General features: G+C 69.3%; 17 protein-coding genes and 1 pseudogene. 13 read left to right on the top strand and 5 right to left on the bottom strand.

The features are described from left to right. The first annotated feature begins 40 nt into the window (after positions 1–40). Both BLV92_RS09605 and BLV92_RS09600 read left to right on the top strand, forming a co-directional pair. Positions 41–919 (top strand): SDR family oxidoreductase, encoded by an 879-nt coding sequence (locus BLV92_RS09605; protein ID WP_090544408.1) that lies wholly within the window; start codon positions 41–43, stop codon positions 917–919. 32 nt (positions 920–951) lie between these two features. Continuing rightward, on the top strand, positions 952–1,911 hold the full coding sequence (locus BLV92_RS09600; RefSeq protein WP_090544406.1) for an alpha/beta hydrolase: 960 nt from the start codon (positions 952–954) through the stop codon (positions 1,909–1,911). A gap of 236 nt (positions 1,912–2,147) precedes the next feature. Here BLV92_RS09600 and BLV92_RS09595 read toward each other — a convergent pair whose 3' ends face one another. Both BLV92_RS09595 and ygfZ read right to left on the bottom strand, forming a co-directional pair. Further along, positions 2,148–2,969 (bottom strand): NRDE family protein, encoded by an 822-nt coding sequence (locus tag BLV92_RS09595; protein ID WP_090544404.1) that lies wholly within the window; start codon positions 2,967–2,969, stop codon positions 2,148–2,150. Between the two features lie 105 nt (positions 2,970–3,074). After that, entirely contained in the window at positions 3,075–4,115 is a 1,041-nt protein-coding gene (ygfZ, locus tag BLV92_RS09590; RefSeq protein ID WP_090544402.1) for a CAF17-like 4Fe-4S cluster assembly/insertion protein YgfZ, read from the bottom strand. A 78-nt stretch (positions 4,116–4,193) separates the two neighbouring features. Here ygfZ and mltG point away from each other — a divergent pair, with 78 nt between their 5' ends. From mltG to BLV92_RS09535, 11 genes and pseudogenes are all read left to right on the top strand, one after another. Then, the gene (gene mltG, locus BLV92_RS09585) at positions 4,194–5,204 is read left to right on the top strand and encodes an endolytic transglycosylase MltG (protein WP_090544400.1); all 1,011 of its coding nucleotides are present in this window, start codon (positions 4,194–4,196) and stop codon (positions 5,202–5,204) included. After that, positions 5,204–5,824, top strand: coding sequence for a dTMP kinase (gene tmk / locus BLV92_RS09580; RefSeq protein WP_090544398.1), 621 nt, complete (start codon positions 5,204–5,206; stop codon positions 5,822–5,824). The genes mltG and tmk overlap by 1 nt, the downstream gene beginning before the upstream one ends. An 84-nt stretch (positions 5,825–5,908) precedes the next feature. After that, positions 5,909–6,949 carry a DNA polymerase III subunit delta' gene (locus tag BLV92_RS09575; protein ID WP_090544396.1) on the top strand — a complete coding sequence of 347 codons (1,041 nt, stop codon included), beginning with the start codon at positions 5,909–5,911 and terminating at the stop codon, positions 6,947–6,949. Positions 6,950–6,977: 28 nt separating this feature from the next. Then, positions 6,978–7,481 (top strand): GNAT family N-acetyltransferase, encoded by a 504-nt coding sequence (locus tag BLV92_RS09570; RefSeq protein ID WP_090544393.1) that lies wholly within the window; start codon positions 6,978–6,980, stop codon positions 7,479–7,481. A gap of 56 nt (positions 7,482–7,537) precedes the next feature. Continuing rightward, the gene (locus tag BLV92_RS09565) at positions 7,538–8,329 is read left to right on the top strand and encodes a TatD family hydrolase (protein WP_090544391.1); all 792 of its coding nucleotides are present in this window, start codon (positions 7,538–7,540) and stop codon (positions 8,327–8,329) included. 66 nt (positions 8,330–8,395) lie between these two features. Continuing rightward, a complete protein-coding gene (locus BLV92_RS09560; protein WP_243842723.1) occupies positions 8,396–9,130 on the top strand; it encodes an ankyrin repeat domain-containing protein in 735 nt (244 codons plus the stop codon). An 84-nt stretch (positions 9,131–9,214) separates the two neighbouring features. Then, a complete protein-coding gene (locus BLV92_RS09555; protein ID WP_090544387.1) occupies positions 9,215–9,571 on the top strand; it encodes a Rap1a/Tai family immunity protein in 357 nt (118 codons plus the stop codon). Positions 9,572–9,784: 213 nt separating this feature from the next. After that, positions 9,785–11,020: a mechanosensitive ion channel family protein gene (locus tag BLV92_RS09550; protein ID WP_090544385.1), complete on the top strand. Its 1,236-nt coding sequence runs from the start codon at positions 9,785–9,787 to the stop codon at positions 11,018–11,020. 131 nt (positions 11,021–11,151) lie between these two features. Continuing rightward, positions 11,152–12,570, top strand: a complete 1,419-nt coding sequence (gene otsA / locus BLV92_RS09545) for an alpha,alpha-trehalose-phosphate synthase (UDP-forming) (RefSeq protein WP_090544383.1) — start codon at positions 11,152–11,154, stop codon at positions 12,568–12,570. A 72-nt stretch (positions 12,571–12,642) separates the two neighbouring features. Beyond that, positions 12,643–12,813 (top strand): annotated as a pseudogene (locus BLV92_RS33070) (AAA family ATPase); the annotation flags it as partial. A 402-nt stretch (positions 12,814–13,215) separates the two neighbouring features. After that, a complete protein-coding gene (locus BLV92_RS09535) occupies positions 13,216–14,283 on the top strand; it encodes a glycosyltransferase family 4 protein (protein ID WP_090544379.1) in 1,068 nt (355 codons plus the stop codon). A 51-nt stretch (positions 14,284–14,334) separates the two neighbouring features. Here the strand turns inward: BLV92_RS09535 and BLV92_RS09530 are convergent, their stop codons facing one another. The 3 genes from BLV92_RS09530 to BLV92_RS09520 all read right to left on the bottom strand — a co-directional run bounded on the left by BLV92_RS09530 (position 14,335) and on the right by BLV92_RS09520 (position 16,217). Beyond that, entirely contained in the window at positions 14,335–14,922 is a 588-nt protein-coding gene (locus BLV92_RS09530; RefSeq protein WP_090544377.1) for a BPSL1445 family SYLF domain-containing lipoprotein, read from the bottom strand. Between the two features lie 268 nt (positions 14,923–15,190). Beyond that, positions 15,191–15,640, bottom strand: a complete 450-nt coding sequence (locus tag BLV92_RS09525; RefSeq protein WP_090544375.1) for a hypothetical protein — start codon at positions 15,638–15,640, stop codon at positions 15,191–15,193. 265 nt (positions 15,641–15,905) lie between these two features. Next, positions 15,906–16,217 (bottom strand): PsiF family protein, encoded by a 312-nt coding sequence (locus BLV92_RS09520; protein ID WP_090546961.1) that lies wholly within the window; start codon positions 16,215–16,217, stop codon positions 15,906–15,908. Positions 16,218–16,296: the final 79 nt, after the last annotated feature.

Below are 16,296 nucleotides of genomic sequence, written 5' to 3'. Positions count from 1 at the left end.
CGTTCGGGCTCGAACCACTCATCGCAGGATACGCACCGCAATGTCCGACCCGTTCCAGTTCGACGGCCGCGTGGCCGTCATCACCGGCGCCGCGAGCGGCTTCGGCCGCGCCTTCGCGCAGCAGGGCGCTTCGCTCGGCATGAAACTCGTGCTCGCGGACGTCGATCCCGCCGCGCTCGCGCAGACCGTCGACACGCTGCGCGCGAAGGGTGCGGACGCGATCGGCGTGCCGACCGACGTGCGCGACGCCGCGCAGGTCGATGGACTCGCGCAGGCCGCGCTCGACGCATACGGCGGCGCGCATCTGCTGTTCAACAACGCGGGCGTCGGCACCGGCGGTTTCGTGTGGGAGAGCAGCGCGAAGGACTGGGAGTGGGTGTTCGGCGTGAACGTGATCGGCGTCGCGAACGGCGTGCGCGCGTTCGCGCCGATCATGCTGAAGCAGCAGGAACGCTCGCATATCGTGAACACCGCGTCGGTCGCGGGGCTGCTGTCGCCGCCCGCGATGGGCGTCTATAACGCGTCGAAACACGCGGTCGTGTCGTTGACCGAGACGCTCTATCACGACCTGCAAAGCGTGAACGCGAACGTCGGCTGTTCGCTGCTGTGCCCGGCGTTCGTGCCGACCGGCATCGCGAACGCGGAGCGCGCGCGGCCCGCTACGCTGCGCAACGACGCGCCGCCGACCCGCTCGCAGCAGGCGGCCGACCTGCAACTGCAACGCGCGGTGCGCTCCGGCAGACTGTCGGCGGACGACGTCGCGGCGCTGACGTTCGACGCGGTGCGCGAGCGGCGTTTCTATATCCTCACGCATCCGGCCATTCTCGCGACCGTGAAGCTGCGCCACGACGACATCGAGGCGCAACGCGCGCCGACCGATCCGATGTCGCTGAAACCCGGGATCAAGCGCGCGTCGTGATCCGCGCATTCGAACCGCCGCCATAACGACCGATGCCGCTGAACCCGAACGTCGAACTGGTGCTCGCGATGATCGCGCGCGCCGGCCGCCCGCCGTATCACACGCTGACGCCTGATGAAGCGCGGGCCGCATACGATGCAAGTGCGTCGGTGCTGGAGATTCCGGCCGCGCCGATGCACGCGGTCGAAGACCTCGACGTGCCGACGCGCGACGGCGCGTCGATCCGCGCGCGGCTCTACCTGCCGGTCGAGCCGCACTGGGCCGATCCGCTGCCGGCGCTCGTCTATTTCCACGGCGGCGGCTTCACGGTCGGCAGCGTCGAGACGCACGACGCGCTGTGCCGGATGTACGCGCGCGACGCGCATTGCGCGGTGCTGTCGGTCGATTACCGGCTCGCGCCCGCGCATCGTTTTCCGACGGCGGTCGAGGACGCATTCGACGCGTGGCGCTGGCTGCACGACCACGCGGCCGAACATGCGATCGACGCGGCGCGGATCGCGGTCGGCGGCGATAGCGCGGGCGGCACGCTTGCGACCGTCTGCGCGGTGCTCGCGCGCGACGCGGGCATCGCGCCGGTGTTGCAGCTATTGATCTATCCGGGCGCGGGCGGGCATCAGCAAACCGCATCGCACCGGCGGCTCGCGGAAGGTTATCTGTTGTCCGCGAAGACGATCCAGTGGTTCTTCTCGCAGTATCTGCGTACCGATGCCGACCGCGACGACTGGCGTTTCGCGCCGCTCGACGGCACGCGCGGCGCGCCGGACTTCGCGGGCGTCGCGCCCGCGTGGATCGCGGTGGCCGAATACGATCCGCTCGTCGATGAAGGCATCGCGTATGCGGACAAGCTGCGCGCGGCCGGCAACCGCGTGACGCTGGTCGAGTATCCGGGAATGGTCCACGAGTTTTTCAAGCTCGGCGCGTTCGTGCGCGAAGCGGTGGCCGCGCACGCGGATGCGGCGGCGGCGTTGCGGGAAGCGTTCGGGACCGGGTGACGCGGGGCGGCGCGTTCAGGTAGCCGTATTCGCGAAGCTGTCTGGCCGGGATGCGGCCGGACGCTTGCGCCATTGTTTCGGGATGGGGGCCGCGATGGCTGGCTCGCGCATCGCGGAGTCTTGTGCCCGCCGTGATCCGCAAGTGGGTCGTGGCAGCGCCTGCGCGGCGGCCCGTGTCGTGCGCAGCATTCCCCGGTCGGGCAACAGGCGGGCAGGGGCGGATCGCCGCCGCGCCGTCAAATCACGTCGAACCGTTCGTGCCGCTCGAAGTCCCCGGGCCGCACGATCCGGTGCGAGCCGTTGTCGTCGCTGCGCTCGATCGCATCGACGTCGAACGTTCCGCTGCGCTCGACGACCACCCGCATCGCGGTCGTGCCGCGCGTGCCGTAATCCGGCGTCTCGATGAACGCGGCCGACAGCGCCCGTTCGCGTTCCAGCGAAATGCCGGTCGCCGGCAGTTCGGCGTCGCGCGCCTGCTGCGGGTCGCGCATCATCGCCACCAGCCGTTCGAGCGCCACGTCCGACCCGTTCGCGGTCAGTTGCGCCAGTTCCTCGCGCTTGTGCACGAGCTTCGGCCACGGCGTGTCGAGTACCGCGTTTGAAATGCCGTGCGTGCCTGCGGGCAGCAGCGCGGGCGCGAGGTCCGCGCGGTTGCAGTACCACGCGAGTTCGCGCCGCTTCCAGTCGCCTACCAGCAGATTGAAGCCGTTGTACAGGCCGCCATCGCGCGCGACCTGCTGCAGATAACCGAGCGGCGTCGCCGGCAGGTCCGGCGCGCCGGTCAGCCAGCGCGACACCAGCGTGCCGCGCGTCGGCGCGTCGGGCCGCATGTCGTGCGGCGCGCGGTAGTTGGTCAGCGCGGCGAAACGGCCGTCGCGCGTCGTGCCGAGCCACGTGCCGCCGCCGACGAGATCGCGGCCCGCGAGCACGTTCGGCGCGTCGTCCCACCAGTGCAGCGGCTCGGCGGTGCGGCGGAAGAATTCGTCGCGATTCGCGGCGAGCGTGAAGAGCGCGCCGCGAGTTGCGGCGGGACGCCAGTCGAAGACGATCAGGCACATCGCGCGCGAACTCCGCGACAGGCGTCAACGCAACGGCAAACGCGCTTCGAACGACCGATGCGCCGCGCCGTGCGACGCCCGTTCACCGCCAGCGGGGCCAACGCGTCAGGCCTCGGTCGGCAGCGCGTACGGCAGCGGCAGGAAACGCAGCGCGGGACCGTCGGCCGAACCGAGATGCACAGTGCCCGCTTCGAGCGCAGCGAGTTTGATTTCCGCGAGCAGATCGACGCCGCCGTCCGGCGCGGCCGCCGCGTTGACGACCATCCCGCACGGCTGGCCGGGGTCGTCCGAATGGAACAGCTCGACGCCCGCGTGCGCGTTCGCCGGCTCGGCGGCGACGCTCGCGAGCGACGTGCGCCGTTTGATCGTGCCTCGATACTGGCTGCGCGCGACCACTTCCTGGCCCGGGTAGCAGCCCTTGCGGAAGTTCACGCCGCCGAGCACGTCGTAGTTGACCATCTGCGGCACGAACTGCTCGGATGCCGGCTGCGTGATGCGCGGTTCGCCCGCGCGGATGTCGAGCCAGTCCCACACGGCGGGCGGCACGCGCGTGAGCGCGCCGCCGAGCGCCGCGAGCCGCGCCTCGACCGCTTCCTTCGGGCCGATCCACAGATAACGCAGCCGGCCGGCCGCATCCGGCACGCGGATCAGCGTGCCGGTCGGATCGTCGACCGTCACGTGCACGCCGTCCGGCAGCGCGTCGAACTGGCCGGCGAGCGCACCGCGCACGTCGCCGGCGAAACCGACGACGAGCAGCGCGTCGCTCGCATCGACGAGCTTCGCCTTCGCGCGCAGCACGAACATCGACAGCCGCTTCTGCACGGCCGCCTGCACGTCCTTCGACACCAGCAGGCGGATCGTCTCGCCGGTTTTCCACGTGAGGAACGACGCGAGCAGCCGGCCCTTCGGCGAGCAGTAGCCGGCGAGGCGCGCGCCGGTCACGTCGAGGTGCTGGATGTCGTTCGTCAACTGGCCGTGCAGGAATGCCGCCGCGTCGTCGCCGTTCGCGTCGATCACGCCGAACTGCGGCAGCACCGCGTAGGCGCCGCCGGTCAGCACCGCGTCGAAATCGGCGGACGACGGCCGCGCGGCGGCGGGCGACGGGGCGGCAGGAGCGGCGGAGGCGGAATCGAGCGGGGAATTCATGGATTCGGGGAACAGTCAATCCTGACTTTAGCGGGGGCGAACAAGTATTATATGGGGTCCCCCTGAGTCGTGTTTCGCATGTCCCTGTTGAAGAAATGCCTTGTCGCCGGCACCGCGCTCGTCGTGGCGGCCGCGGCCGCCATCGGCGGCGTCTGGTACTGGGCGTCCACCCCGATCGATCTCGCCTCCGACCAGCTCGACGTCACGATCAAGCCGCACAGCAGCGTGCGCAGCGTGACGATCCAGTTGCGGCGCGGCGGCGTGCCGGTGGAAACCCGGTTGTTCGTCGCGATGACGCGCGTGCTCGGGCTGCAAAGCCAGCTCAAGTCGGGCAACTACGAGTTCAAGCGGGGCGTGACGCCGTACCAGGTGTTGCAGAAGATGGCGCGCGGCGACGTGAACGAGTACGTCGCGACGGTCATCGAGGGCTGGACCTTCAGGCGGATGCGCGCGGAACTGGACACGAATCCGGCGCTGCGCCACGACGCGGCCGGGCTGACCGACGCGCAGCTGCTGACCGCGATCGGCGCGCCGCCCGCGCCGCACGACAGCGGCGAGGGGCTGTTTTTCCCCGACACCTACCTGTTCGACAAGGGCACGAGCGACCTCGACGTGTACCGCCGCGCGTACCGGCTGATGCAGGTGCGCCTCGCGGAAGCGTGGGCGGCGCGCGCGCCGGGGCTGCCGCTGAAGACGCCGTACGACGCGCTGAAGCTCGCGTCGCTCGTCGAGAAGGAAACCGGCCGCGCGAGCGACCGCGCGCTCGTCGCCGCGGTGTTCGCGAACCGGCTGCGCGCGGGGATGCCGCTGCAAACCGACCCGTCGGTGATCTACGGGCTCGGCGACAACTACGACGGGCGCCTGCACAAGCGCGACCTCCAGACCGACACTCTTTACAATACGTACCTCCGGATGGGGCTGCCTCCGACGCCGATCGCGCTGCCTGGCGTGGCCGCGCTCGAAGCCGCGCTGAACCCGGCGGCGACGACCGCGCTGTACTTCGTCGCCCGAGGCGACGGCAGCAGCGTCTTTTCCAACACGCTTGGCGACCACAACAAGGCCGTCGACAAATACATCCGGGGTCAATGATGGCGCGGGGCAAATTCATCACGTTCGAAGGCATCGACGGCGCGGGCAAGACCACCCATCTCGAATGGTTCCGCGACCGGCTCGCGGCAAAGCCGGCCGTCGCGGGCCGCACGGTCGTGATGACGCGCGAGCCGGGCGGCACGCCGCTTGGCGAGGCGGTGCGGGAGATCGTGCTGCACCAGCCGATGGATCTGGAAACCGAGGCGCTGCTGATGTTCGCCGCGCGCCGCGAACATCTCGCGCGCGTGATCGAGCCGGCGCTCGCGCACGGCGACTGGGTGCTGTCGGACCGTTTCACCGATGCGACGTTCGCGTATCAGGGCGGCGGCCGCGGGCTGCCGCGCGACAAGCTCGAAACGCTGGAGCGGTGGGTGCAGGGCGGTTTTCAGCCGGACCTGACGGTGCTGTTCGACGTGCCGCCGGACACCGCGAGCGAGCGGCGCAGCGCGGCGCGCGAGCCGGACCGCTTCGAAAGCGAGACCGACGCGTTTTTCACGCGCACGCGCGCCGAGTACCTGCGCCGCGCGGAAGAAGCGCCGTACCGGTTCGCGATCGTCGATTCGACGCAGAGCATCGACGCAATTCGCAAGAAGCTCGAAGAAGTGATTGCAAGTCTTTGAATTTTATTGATTAATGGATTCTTTCTCGCGGCCGCTCCAGTTCGCGTGAAACTTCAAATTTTGCTGCTAACCTGCTGATCTGACATGATTTACCCATGGCAAACCGATGACTGGACCCGCTTGCAGCAGCTACGCAGCCACTGGCCGCATGCGCTGCTGCTGCACGGCCAGGCCGGCATCGGCAAGCTGCATTTCGCGAAGCATCTCGCGCAGGGGCTGCTGTGCGAGTCGCCGTTGCCGAACGGCGAGCCGTGCGGCCGCTGCGCCGCGTGCGGCTGGTTCTCGCAGGGCAATCATCCGGACTACCGGATCGTCGTGCCGGAGGCGCTCGCCGCCGAGACCGGCGCCGCGCCGGCCGACGACAAGGCCGAGAAAGCGGACAAGGGCGACGGCGACGACGCGAAAAAAACCCGCGCGCCGAGCAAGGAAATCCGCATCGAGCAGGTGCGCGCGCTGCTGGACTTCAGCGGCGTCGGCTCGCACCGCGGCGGGATGCGGGTCGTCGTGCTGTATCCGGCCGAGGCGCTGAACGTCGCCGCCGCGAACGCGCTGCTCAAAACGCTCGAAGAACCGCCGGCCGGCGTCGTGTTCCTGCTGGTGTCCGCGCGGATCGACCGGCTGCTGCCGACGATCATCAGCCGCTGCCGCCAGTGGCCGATGGGCACGCCGTCGCCGCAGGCCGCGCAGGCGTGGCTCGCCGCACAGGGCGTCGGCGACGCGGGTACGCTGCTCGCGGAGGCCGGCGGCGCGCCGCTCGCGGCGCTCGCGCTCGCGCACGACGACAGCCGCGCGCTGCGCGACTGGACGCTCGCGCAACTGGCGTCCGGCGCCGCGTGCGACGCATTCGCGTGCGGCGAAACCTTGCAGAAGCTGCCGGTGCCGCTCGTGCTCGGCTGGCTGCAACGCTGGCTGTACGATCTGCTGGCCGAGCGGACCGCCGGCCGGCCGCGTTATTTCCCGCAGGCCGGCGCCGCGCTTGCGCGCTGCGCCGGCGCACTCGATCCGGCCGCGCTCGCGCGCTACACGAAGACCATCACGCGCCAGCGCGCGGTCGAAAACCATCCGCTGAACGCGCGGCTCGTGTTCGAAGAACTGTTTCTCGGCTACCGCGAGCTGTTCGCGTGACGCCGCCCTCGTCAAACCCGACTGCACCATGACGCTTGCCTACCGCGACGCCACCCTCGACGATCTGCCCGCGATCGTCGCCATCTACAACTCGACCGTGCCGTCCCGGCTGGTCACCGCCGACCTCGAACCGGTCAGCGTCGACAGCCGGCGCGCGTGGTTCGACGCGCACGGGCCGGCGAAGCGGCCGCTGTGGGTCGTCGAGGACGGCGGCCGCGTGATCGCGTGGCTCAGCTTCTCGGACTTCTATGGCCGGCCCGCGTACCGGCACACGTCGGAAGTCAGCATCTATCTGGACGAGGCCGCGCGCGGCAAGGGGCTCGGCCGCCAATTGCTGGCCGCCGCGCTCGACGCCGCGCCGGGGCTCGACATCCATACGGTGCTCGGCTTCGTGTTCGGCCACAATGAGCCGAGCGTGCGCCTGTTCCGCAGCTTCGGCTTCGACGCGTGGGGCACGCTGCCGCGCGTCGCGGTGCTCGACGGCGTCGAGCGCGATCTCGTGATCCTCGGCAAGCGGCTCGACGCCGCGTGAGTCCGGCCGAGCCGGCTGGTAACGTCGTCAACCGCAACCCCATCGCAGGTCCGCCCATGTTCGTCGATTCGCATTGCCACATCAATTTCGAAGGTCTCGCCGACCGGCTGCCGCAGGTGCTCGACAACATGCGCAGCCATTCGGTCACGCACGCGCTCTGTGTGTCGGTCGATCTGGAGACGCTGCCGTCCGTGCTCGACATCGCCGCGCGTTACGACAACGTGTATGCGTCGGTCGGCGTGCATCCGGACCACGAGGACGCGCAGGAGCCGTCCGTCGCGGAGCTGGTCGAACTGGCCGCGCATCCGAAGGTCGTCGCGATCGGCGAGACGGGGCTCGACTATTACCGGCTCGGCGAGCGCACGATCGCGGACATGGAGTGGCAGCGCGAGCGTTTTCGCACCCACATCCGCGCCGCGCACGCGACGTCGAAGCCGCTCATCATCCACACGCGCGCGGCGTCGGACGACACGCTGCGGATCATGGACGAGGAGCGCGCGGGCGTGCCGGGCGGCGTGATGCACTGCTTCACCGAGCCGTGGCCGATCGCCGAACGGGCGCTCGCGCAGAACTTCTACATTTCGCTGTCCGGGATCGTTACGTTCAAGAGCGCGACCGACGTGCAGGACGTCGCGCGCCGCGTGCCGCTCGACCGGCTGCTGATCGAAACCGATTCGCCGTACCTTGCGCCGGTTCCGTATCGCGGCAAGCCCAATGAACCTGCGTACGTCAGCTATGTCGGAAGATTCATTGCGCAGCAGCGCGCCCTCACCGACGCCGAACTCGCGGATGCGACGACGCAGAACTTTTTCCGGCTGTTCAGGATCCCGGCGCCGGTGCGCGCGTAACCGTCTGCTGCCAATAATCTTTTGAATTCAGCATAATACGGTATAGAGTTAAGGCAAAATATGAAGATGATTCCGCATTCCGCCGCTGCTTCGGCTTCCCGCTCCGGTTTCATGCGCCGCGCGCTCGCCGCGTCGGTCGCGCTCGGCCTCGCTGGCGCGCTGTTCGCGGCGGCTCCCGCGCACGCGGCGTCGCTCGACTCGCTCGTGAAGGCGGTCAAGTTCGACGACGACCGGGCCGTGTCGAAGGACCTCGCGGGCGGAATGGACCCGAACGCGACCGACGAACAGGGCATGCCGCTCCTCGTGCTGGCCGCGCGCGAGAAATCGGACAAGGTCGCCGCGCTGCTGGTCGCGAACCCGAAGACGAACATCGAGGCCGAGGACCGCGCGGGCGAGAACGCGATGATGCTCGCCGCGCTGAACGGCGACATCGACCTCGTGAAGCTGCTGATCTCGAAGGACGCCGAAGTGAACAAGAAGGGCTGGGCGCCGCTGCACTACGCGGCGTCGAACGGCAACGACGACATCGTGCAATTGCTGCTCGACAACTCGGCCTACGTCGATGCCGGTTCGCCGAACGGCACGACGCCGCTGATGATGGCCGCGCGCGGCAACCACGTGACGACCGTGAAGATCCTGCTGGACAACGGCGCGGACCTGAACGTGAAGAACCAGATCGGCCTGAACGCGCTCGACTTCGCGAAGCACTACCGCGCGCCGGACGTGATCAAGGGGCTGTCCGCGCGGATGGGCGTGCCGGCGGACGCCGGTGCGGCAGCGCCGCAAAACGGTGCAAAATAACCAGATTGCCGCCGGGGCGGGCCGCTTGATGCCGATCGAACGATCGCGCCGCTCCGGACCATACGTATCGAAAGGGGAGAGTTCATGCTACGGGCTTTGCTTTGCGCGGCCGCATTCGCGTTGCCGGTTTCGGCGTTCGCGTTCACGGCGTCCGACCTGAACCGGCTTTGCATGAAAACCGACGTCGCGTCGCGCGCGGCGTGCGCGGCCTACGTCGAAGGCGCGGCGGACGGCGTGTTCAACACGATCGACGCGATCGGCGGCACGACCGGCCCACGCGTCGGCCAGTATTTCTGCCTGCCGCCGGACGCCCGTTCCGCGCAGTTGACCGACGCGGTCCGCAAGTACATCGCGGAGAATCCGAACGTCGCGGGCTACAATGCGAGCACCGCGGTGTCGCTGGGCCTCGGCAGGGCGTTTCCGTGCAAGTCCGGTAGCTGACGCTTGACGCTCCGGGCCGCCGCGCGGCGGAGCGCATGACCCGCCAGCTTCACCGTAACAGCCACACCGCATCATCCGCCGCGAACCGCGCGGCGCACCGGCCGGCGGCCGCGAACGCGAGACAGACGCGCCGCGCCGCCAGCCAACCGCTTCGTGCCGGGCCAGGCGCCCGCGCCGTTTCCACGAGTCCCGCCTCTGGAGGAAAAGGCCACGATGCTTCTGACCGTCGACGACCTCGCCCGCATCGCGGACGCGCCGCTGAAAACGTGGCTCGGCGCATCGTTCGTCGCCGCCCTCGGCGTGCTGTTCGCGATCGCCGTGCACTGGGTCGGCGGCCGCGTGATCCGGCGCGTCGCGCGGCCGTATCCGCAGATCAGCCTGTTCGTCCGCTATATCAACCGGCCGTCGCTCGGCGTGATGATCGTCCTCGCGCTCGAATTCGTGCTGTGGCAGGCGCCGGACGAACTGCACTTCGTGACGACGCTGCGCGACGTCGCCGCGTTCGCGCTGATCGCCGCGATCACGTGGCTGTCGGTGCGCTGCGCGGCCGCGATCGGCGACGCGATCATCGCCGCGCATCCGCTCGACATTGCCGACAACCTCCAGGCCCGCGCCATCCACACGCAGGCGCGCGTGCTCGCGCGCTCGGTGATGGTGGTGATCGTGATCGTCGGGCTGGGCGCGGGGCTGATGACCTTCCCGAACGTGCGTCAGATCGGCGCGAGCCTGCTCGCGTCGGCGGGGGTCGCCGGTCTGGTCGCCGGTATCGCGGCACGGCCCGTGCTGGGCAACCTGATCGCGGGGTTGCAGATCGCGCTGTCGCAGCCGATCCGGCTCGACGACGTGGTCGTGATCCAGGGCGAGTGGGGGCGCATCGAGGAGATCACCGGCACCTACGTGTCGGTGCGGATCTGGGACCAGCGGCGGCTCGTCGTGCCGTTGCAGTGGTTCATCGAGAACCCGTTTCAGAACTGGACCCGCAGCAGTTCGCAGATCATCGGCTCGGTGTTCCTGTGGCTCGACTACCGGATGCCGCTCGCGCCGCTGCGCGAGGAACTGGCGCGGATCGTCGAGGGCGCGCCCGAATGGGACCGGCGCGTGCAGGTGCTGCAGGTCACCGACGCGAACGAACGCGCGATGCAGTTGCGCGTGCTGGTCAGCTCGGAGAACTCGGGGCTGAACTGGGATCTGCGCTGCCGCGTGCGCGAAGGGCTGCTGACCTTCGTGAACGAGCAGTATCCGCAGTTCCTGCCGCGCGCCCGCGCGGAGGTGTCGGCGGAACGGGAGAGCAGCGCGGGCGGATTGCCGGGCGGGGCGCGACGCAGCGAGGGACCGGCCGCGTCGAGCACCGCGGCGCACACCGAGGCGGACCCGTTGAGCGGCACGAGCCAGAGCAACCGCGAGGCCGTGCCGGTCGACGCCGCCGGCGCCAGCCCGCGCGGCGCATAACGAACGAAGCGGGCGCGCGGCATCGCGGCGGTCGGGCCGCCGCGGGCGCAACAGCGGCGGCTGCGCGCGACCCGCCCGGACGGGCACGTTCGCCGTCGGCGACGGCCGCGTCCGACAACCGGAGGAGCAAGATGGGCAGATTGATAGTCGTGTCGAACCGCGTCGCGACGCCGACCGAAACGAAGGGCTCGGCCGGCGGACTCGCGGTCGGCGTGTTCGGCGCGCTGAAGGACACCGGCGGCGTGTGGTTCGGCTGGAGCGGCGACGTGGTCAGCGAGACGGTCGCGAACGCCGGGCCGACGCTCGAACAGGACGGCCCGGTCACGTTCGCGACCGTCGGCCTCACGCGCAAGGACTACGACCAATACTACCGGGGTTTTTCGAACGCGACGCTGTGGCCGGTGTTCCACTACCGCAACGACCTCGCGCGTTACGAGCGCGACGAATACGCGGGTTACCGGCGCGTGAACGCGTGGCTCGCGCACAAGCTCATGAAGCTGATCGACCCGGACGACATCGTGTGGGTCCACGACTACCACCTGATTCCGTTCGCGGAAGCCTTGCGCTCGGAAGGCGTGACAAACCGGATTGGCTTTTTCCTGCACATTCCGTTTCCGTCGCCGCAGGTGTTGCAGACGATCCCGCCGCACGAGGAACTGGTGAAGTCGCTGTGCTGTTACGACCTGCTCGGCTTCCAGACCCGCAACGACCAGCAGGCGTTCCACGACTACATCGTCCGCAGCGCGCGCGGCGCCGTCGGCGAAGAGGGCGAGCACGGCGACGTCGAAGCGTTCGGGCGCAGGCTGCGCACCGGCGTGTACCGGATCGGCGTGTTCCCGGACGAGATCGCCGAGCAGGCCAAACGCTACGAAAGCCGCCAGCACGTGCTCGACCTGAAGCAGAGCCTCGAAGGGCGCAAGCTGATCATGAGCGTCGACCGGCTCGATTATTCGAAAGGGCTGGTCGAACGCTTCAAGGCGTTCGAGCAGTTGCTCGAACGCTCGCCCGAATGGCGGGGCAACGTGACGCTCGTGCAGATCGCGCCGCCGACGCGCTCGGACGTCGCGACGTACCGCAACATCCGCGAGGAACTGGAGGGCGAGGCAGGGCGCATCAACGGCCGTTATTCCGGGCTCGACTACACGCCGATCCGCTATCTGAGCCAGCAGTACGACCGCTGGAAGCTGATGTCGCTGTTCCGCGAGTCGCAGGTCGGCTTCGTCACGCCGCTGCACGACGGGATGAACCTCGTCGCGAAGGAGTACGTCGCCGCGCAGAATCCGTCCGATCCGGGCGTGCTGGTGCTGTCGGTGTTCGCGGGCGCGGCGGCCGAACTGAGCGGCGCGCTGCTCGTGAATCCGCACGACGCGCTCGGAATGTGCGAGGCGTTGCAGCGCGCGCTGTCGATGCCGCTGGCCGAGCGCCAGGCGCGTTACGAGACGAACATGGAGGCGCTGAGGCGCAACGATCTCGGCGTGTGGCGCGACTCGTTCCTGCACGATCTGCGCAGCGTGCCGCATCCGGGGCAGATGTCGCAGCCGCAGCGGTGAGCGGCGACGCACGGGCACGCCGCGCAAACGCAGGGGAGCAACGCATCGCCGTACGGCGTGGATTCGCGTAGCATCCGCCCATCGTCCGCGCCGGCTTTTCCCGTCACGCTCGCCATCGCCAACTACCGCTCGCTGCGCGAACTGATCGTGCCGCTCGGCCCGCTGAACGTCGTCACCGGCCCGAACGGCAGCGGCAAGTCGAACCTGTATCGCGCGCTGCGGCTGCTCGCGCTGACCGCGCAGGCCGCCGAGGCGTCGCAGGTGCTGGTGGTGTCGCACGCGCCGCGGCTCGTCGCGGCGCTGGAGCGCGACGCGGCGAGCCAGCCGGTCGTGCTCGAACGCCGGCTGGGCGCAACCTCGCTCGCCAACGCCGATTCGCTCGACCTGCCGCCGTGGAAGTGGCCGGCGCGCTGAGCTTGCGCTGCAACATGTTTCCGCGTGTAACTCCGTATAGCAATTGAAAGACCGGCGGCGTTTCGGCCCGCGTTCCCGAATAATGGACGCTTGCCGCCGCGCGGCAGGCCGGGCGCGAATCCGGCCCCGGAATCACGCTTCCGGATGGCGGTCCCGCCCCCTGGCGCGACCTCGGACCGGAAACCACCCCGCATCGACCGCGCGGACCCGGCCCGTTTCCTGGAGACATCGATGAGAATTGCGCAGATCGCCCCGCTGACCGAATCCGTGCCGCCGAAGCTGTACGGCGGGACCGAGCGCGCGGTGTCGTACATCACCGAGGCGCTGGTGGATCTGGGCCACGACGTCACGCTGTTCGCGAGCGGCGACTCGGTCACGAGCGCGAAGCTCGAAGCGGTATGGCCGCGCGCGCTGCGGCTCGATCCGGGCATCCGCGACCGCGTCGCGCCGCACATGCTGCTGATGGAACTGGTGCGCCGCCAGGCCCGCCAGTTCGACGTGCTGCATTTCCACATGGACTACTACTCGTTTTCGGTGTTCAAGCGCCAGGAAACGCCGTTCGTGACGACGCTGCATGGCCGCCTCGATCTGCCCGAGCAGCAGCCGGTGTTCGACACGTTCGATACCGCGCCGGTGATCTCGATCTCGAACGCGCAACGCCAGCCGATGCCGCAGGCGAAGTGGCTGAAAACCGTCTATCACGGGCTGCCCGAGCACCTGTACACGCCGCAGCCGGTCGAGCCTCGTTATCTGGCGTTCCTCGGCCGCATCTCGCCGGAAAAACGCGTCGATACCGCGATTCGCATCGCGCAGCGCTGCGGGCTGCCGATCCGGATCGCCGCGAAGGTCGACGAGGCCGACCGCGAGTATTTCGAACGCAAGATCAAGCCGCTGTTCGCGCTGCCGGACGTCGAGTTCATCGGCGAGATTTCGGATGACGAAAAAGCGGCATTCCTGTCCGGCGCGCATGCGCTGCTGTTTCCGATCGACTGGCCGGAGCCGTTCGGCCTCGTGCTGATCGAGGCGATGGCGTGCGGCACGCCGGTGATCGCGTTCAATCGCGGCGCGGTGCCGGAGGTGGTCGAGGAGGGCGTGACCGGCTTCATCGTCGAGGACGAGATCGGCGCGGTCGCCGCGGTGAACCGGCTCGACCGGGTGCCGCGCGCGGGCGTGCGGCGGCGTTTCGAGGAACGCTTCACGTCGCACCGGATGGCGCGGGAATACGTGGACGCGTATCAGACGGTGATCCGCGCGGCGAAACGCTCGCGCTTCAAGGTGATCGACACGTCCGCGAGCTGAGCGGCGCAGAGCCGCCCCGGCGCGCGGACGAACGCGGCGGCGAACCCGCGTTCAGATCGGCAGCCGCGTGATCTTCGTGCCGGACAGCGACAGGTCGCCCATCAGCCCGGTGTTCGTCAGCACGAACACTTCGACCGGGCTTGTCGCGGTGGTCGTGTCGATCGCGCCGTTCGCGCCGGCCTTCACGAGCGCAACCGACGCATCGCCGCCCGCCGACCAGCCGTCGGACTTGCGGAAGCGTTCCAGCGCGTCCTGCGTCATGAACAGATAGATGATCGACTTCGACTGCACGCCGATCTGCGCGCCGACCGACGCGGACGTCGTGCTGAAGTAACCTTCGGTGCGGCCGCCGACGCGCAGCGCGCCGTCGCCGTGCTGGCCGCCGACCACGAAACCCGCCTGGATCACCTGCGGGAACACGAGCACGCCGCGCGACTTGCCGACCAGTTCGCGCGAGCCGGGTACCGTCTCGAACAGACGCGACATCGTGCCGTCGACGGCCGCATTGATCGAGCGGCGGCGCGATTCGTTCGTCGACGCGCTGGCCGGTTGATCGGTCGTCGTCGTGCAGCCGGCGAGCGCGACGCCTGCCGCCGCGAGCGCGGCCGAGGTCTTCAGAAGGAAGCTACGTCTTTGCATCTTCTTCTCCGTGTGGGTTTGCCGAGAGCCGTCGCCACGACCGTCGTCCGCGCGATCGTTCGCGCAGCCGACTGGTTCGCGCCTGGGCGGCGGGGCTTCGGTTATAGCACGGTGCGTTGTCGCGGCAGCTTGAGGTGGCGCAGCGAAAGCGTGCGCTGACGGTGTCGCGCGAAGCGGGCGGACGGCCGCAATGTCGCGCGGGCGGCGAATGCCCGCACGGCATGCGAGCCGGACGACAGATGGGACGACAGACGGGGCGGCAGGCGGATCAGTGATGTTCGTGCGCGGCACCCGTCGCCGGCGGCCGCCGCAGCGCGCGCTTCACGCCGCCGAGCACGACGCCGATCGCGAGCAGCGCGGCCGCCGGCACGACCCAGTAGCCGACGAACGCGTGCCACAGGTAACGCGCGAGCGTCGCGCGCCGCACCGCGTATTCGTCGAGCGCCGTCTGATGGCGCGGCGCGTTCGCCGCGAGCACCGACGGCGGGCAGCCGGCCGCGCGCGCGGCATCCGGCAGGCCGCGGCAGCGCGCGGGCGCACCCGCGGCGCGCTCGGCGTCGGTGAACGTCCACGTGGTCAGGGCCGCCTGAAGGTCCGCGCGGTTGTACGCCATTTCCTCCTGGATCTCGCGTACCGCGACGATCATCACCGGCACCAGCCAGAAGACGATCACCAGCAGCCAGCGGCGAAACCAGCGGTTCTTGTGTCTCCATGCCATCTGCGCCTCCGTTCGATGCCTGCGGCATCAACGTCAAGCCGGCGGCCGATGGCTGTTGTCTGTGTCGTTCGAATCGAGGGCCGCCGCTTGCGCCATCATAGGAGAAAAACGGCGGGCTGGCCGCGGCGGGTTTTGCAGGGGGGACAAACGGGAGGAGGGATGCCGCGCGATCGCGCGTAAGGAAGCGGTGAGCCGGCCGCAAAAGCGGCCGTGCCGGGCGAACGTCGAACGGCGCGCCTGCGCGATGCGCGCCGCGTCGCCGCGATCAGCTCTTGGTGGACAGGCACTGCTTCATGAACGCCTTGCGGTCGTCGCCCTTCTTGTCGGCGGCCTGCGTGTTGCACGCCTTCATGCGCTGCTGCGGGGTCATCGTGGCCGTATCGGCCGCGCCGCCGTCCGCCGACAGGCACTGCTTCATGAACGCCTTGCGGTCGTCGCCTTTCTTGCCGGCGGCCTGCGTGTTGCAGGTCTTCATCTTCGACTGCTGGCTGTTCGCCGGCGCGGCGGTCTGCGCGAACGCCGGCGCGGCCAGCACGCCGCCGAGCACGATTGCGGCGAGAACGGACTGAATCTTCATCGTTTGCTCCATGGGATATCGATGTTGTCGGTAGTCGTGCGCGGGCGGAACCGGTCTGTCGTGCCCATCGCCGCAACCA

Origin of the sequence: Paraburkholderia caballeronis (assembly GCF_900104845.1) — a bacterium.
Lineage (GTDB): Bacteria > Pseudomonadota > Gammaproteobacteria > Burkholderiales > Burkholderiaceae > Paraburkholderia > Paraburkholderia caballeronis.
Note: the sequence above shows the minus strand (reverse complement) of the source record. Positions and strands in the feature narration are given on the sequence as shown.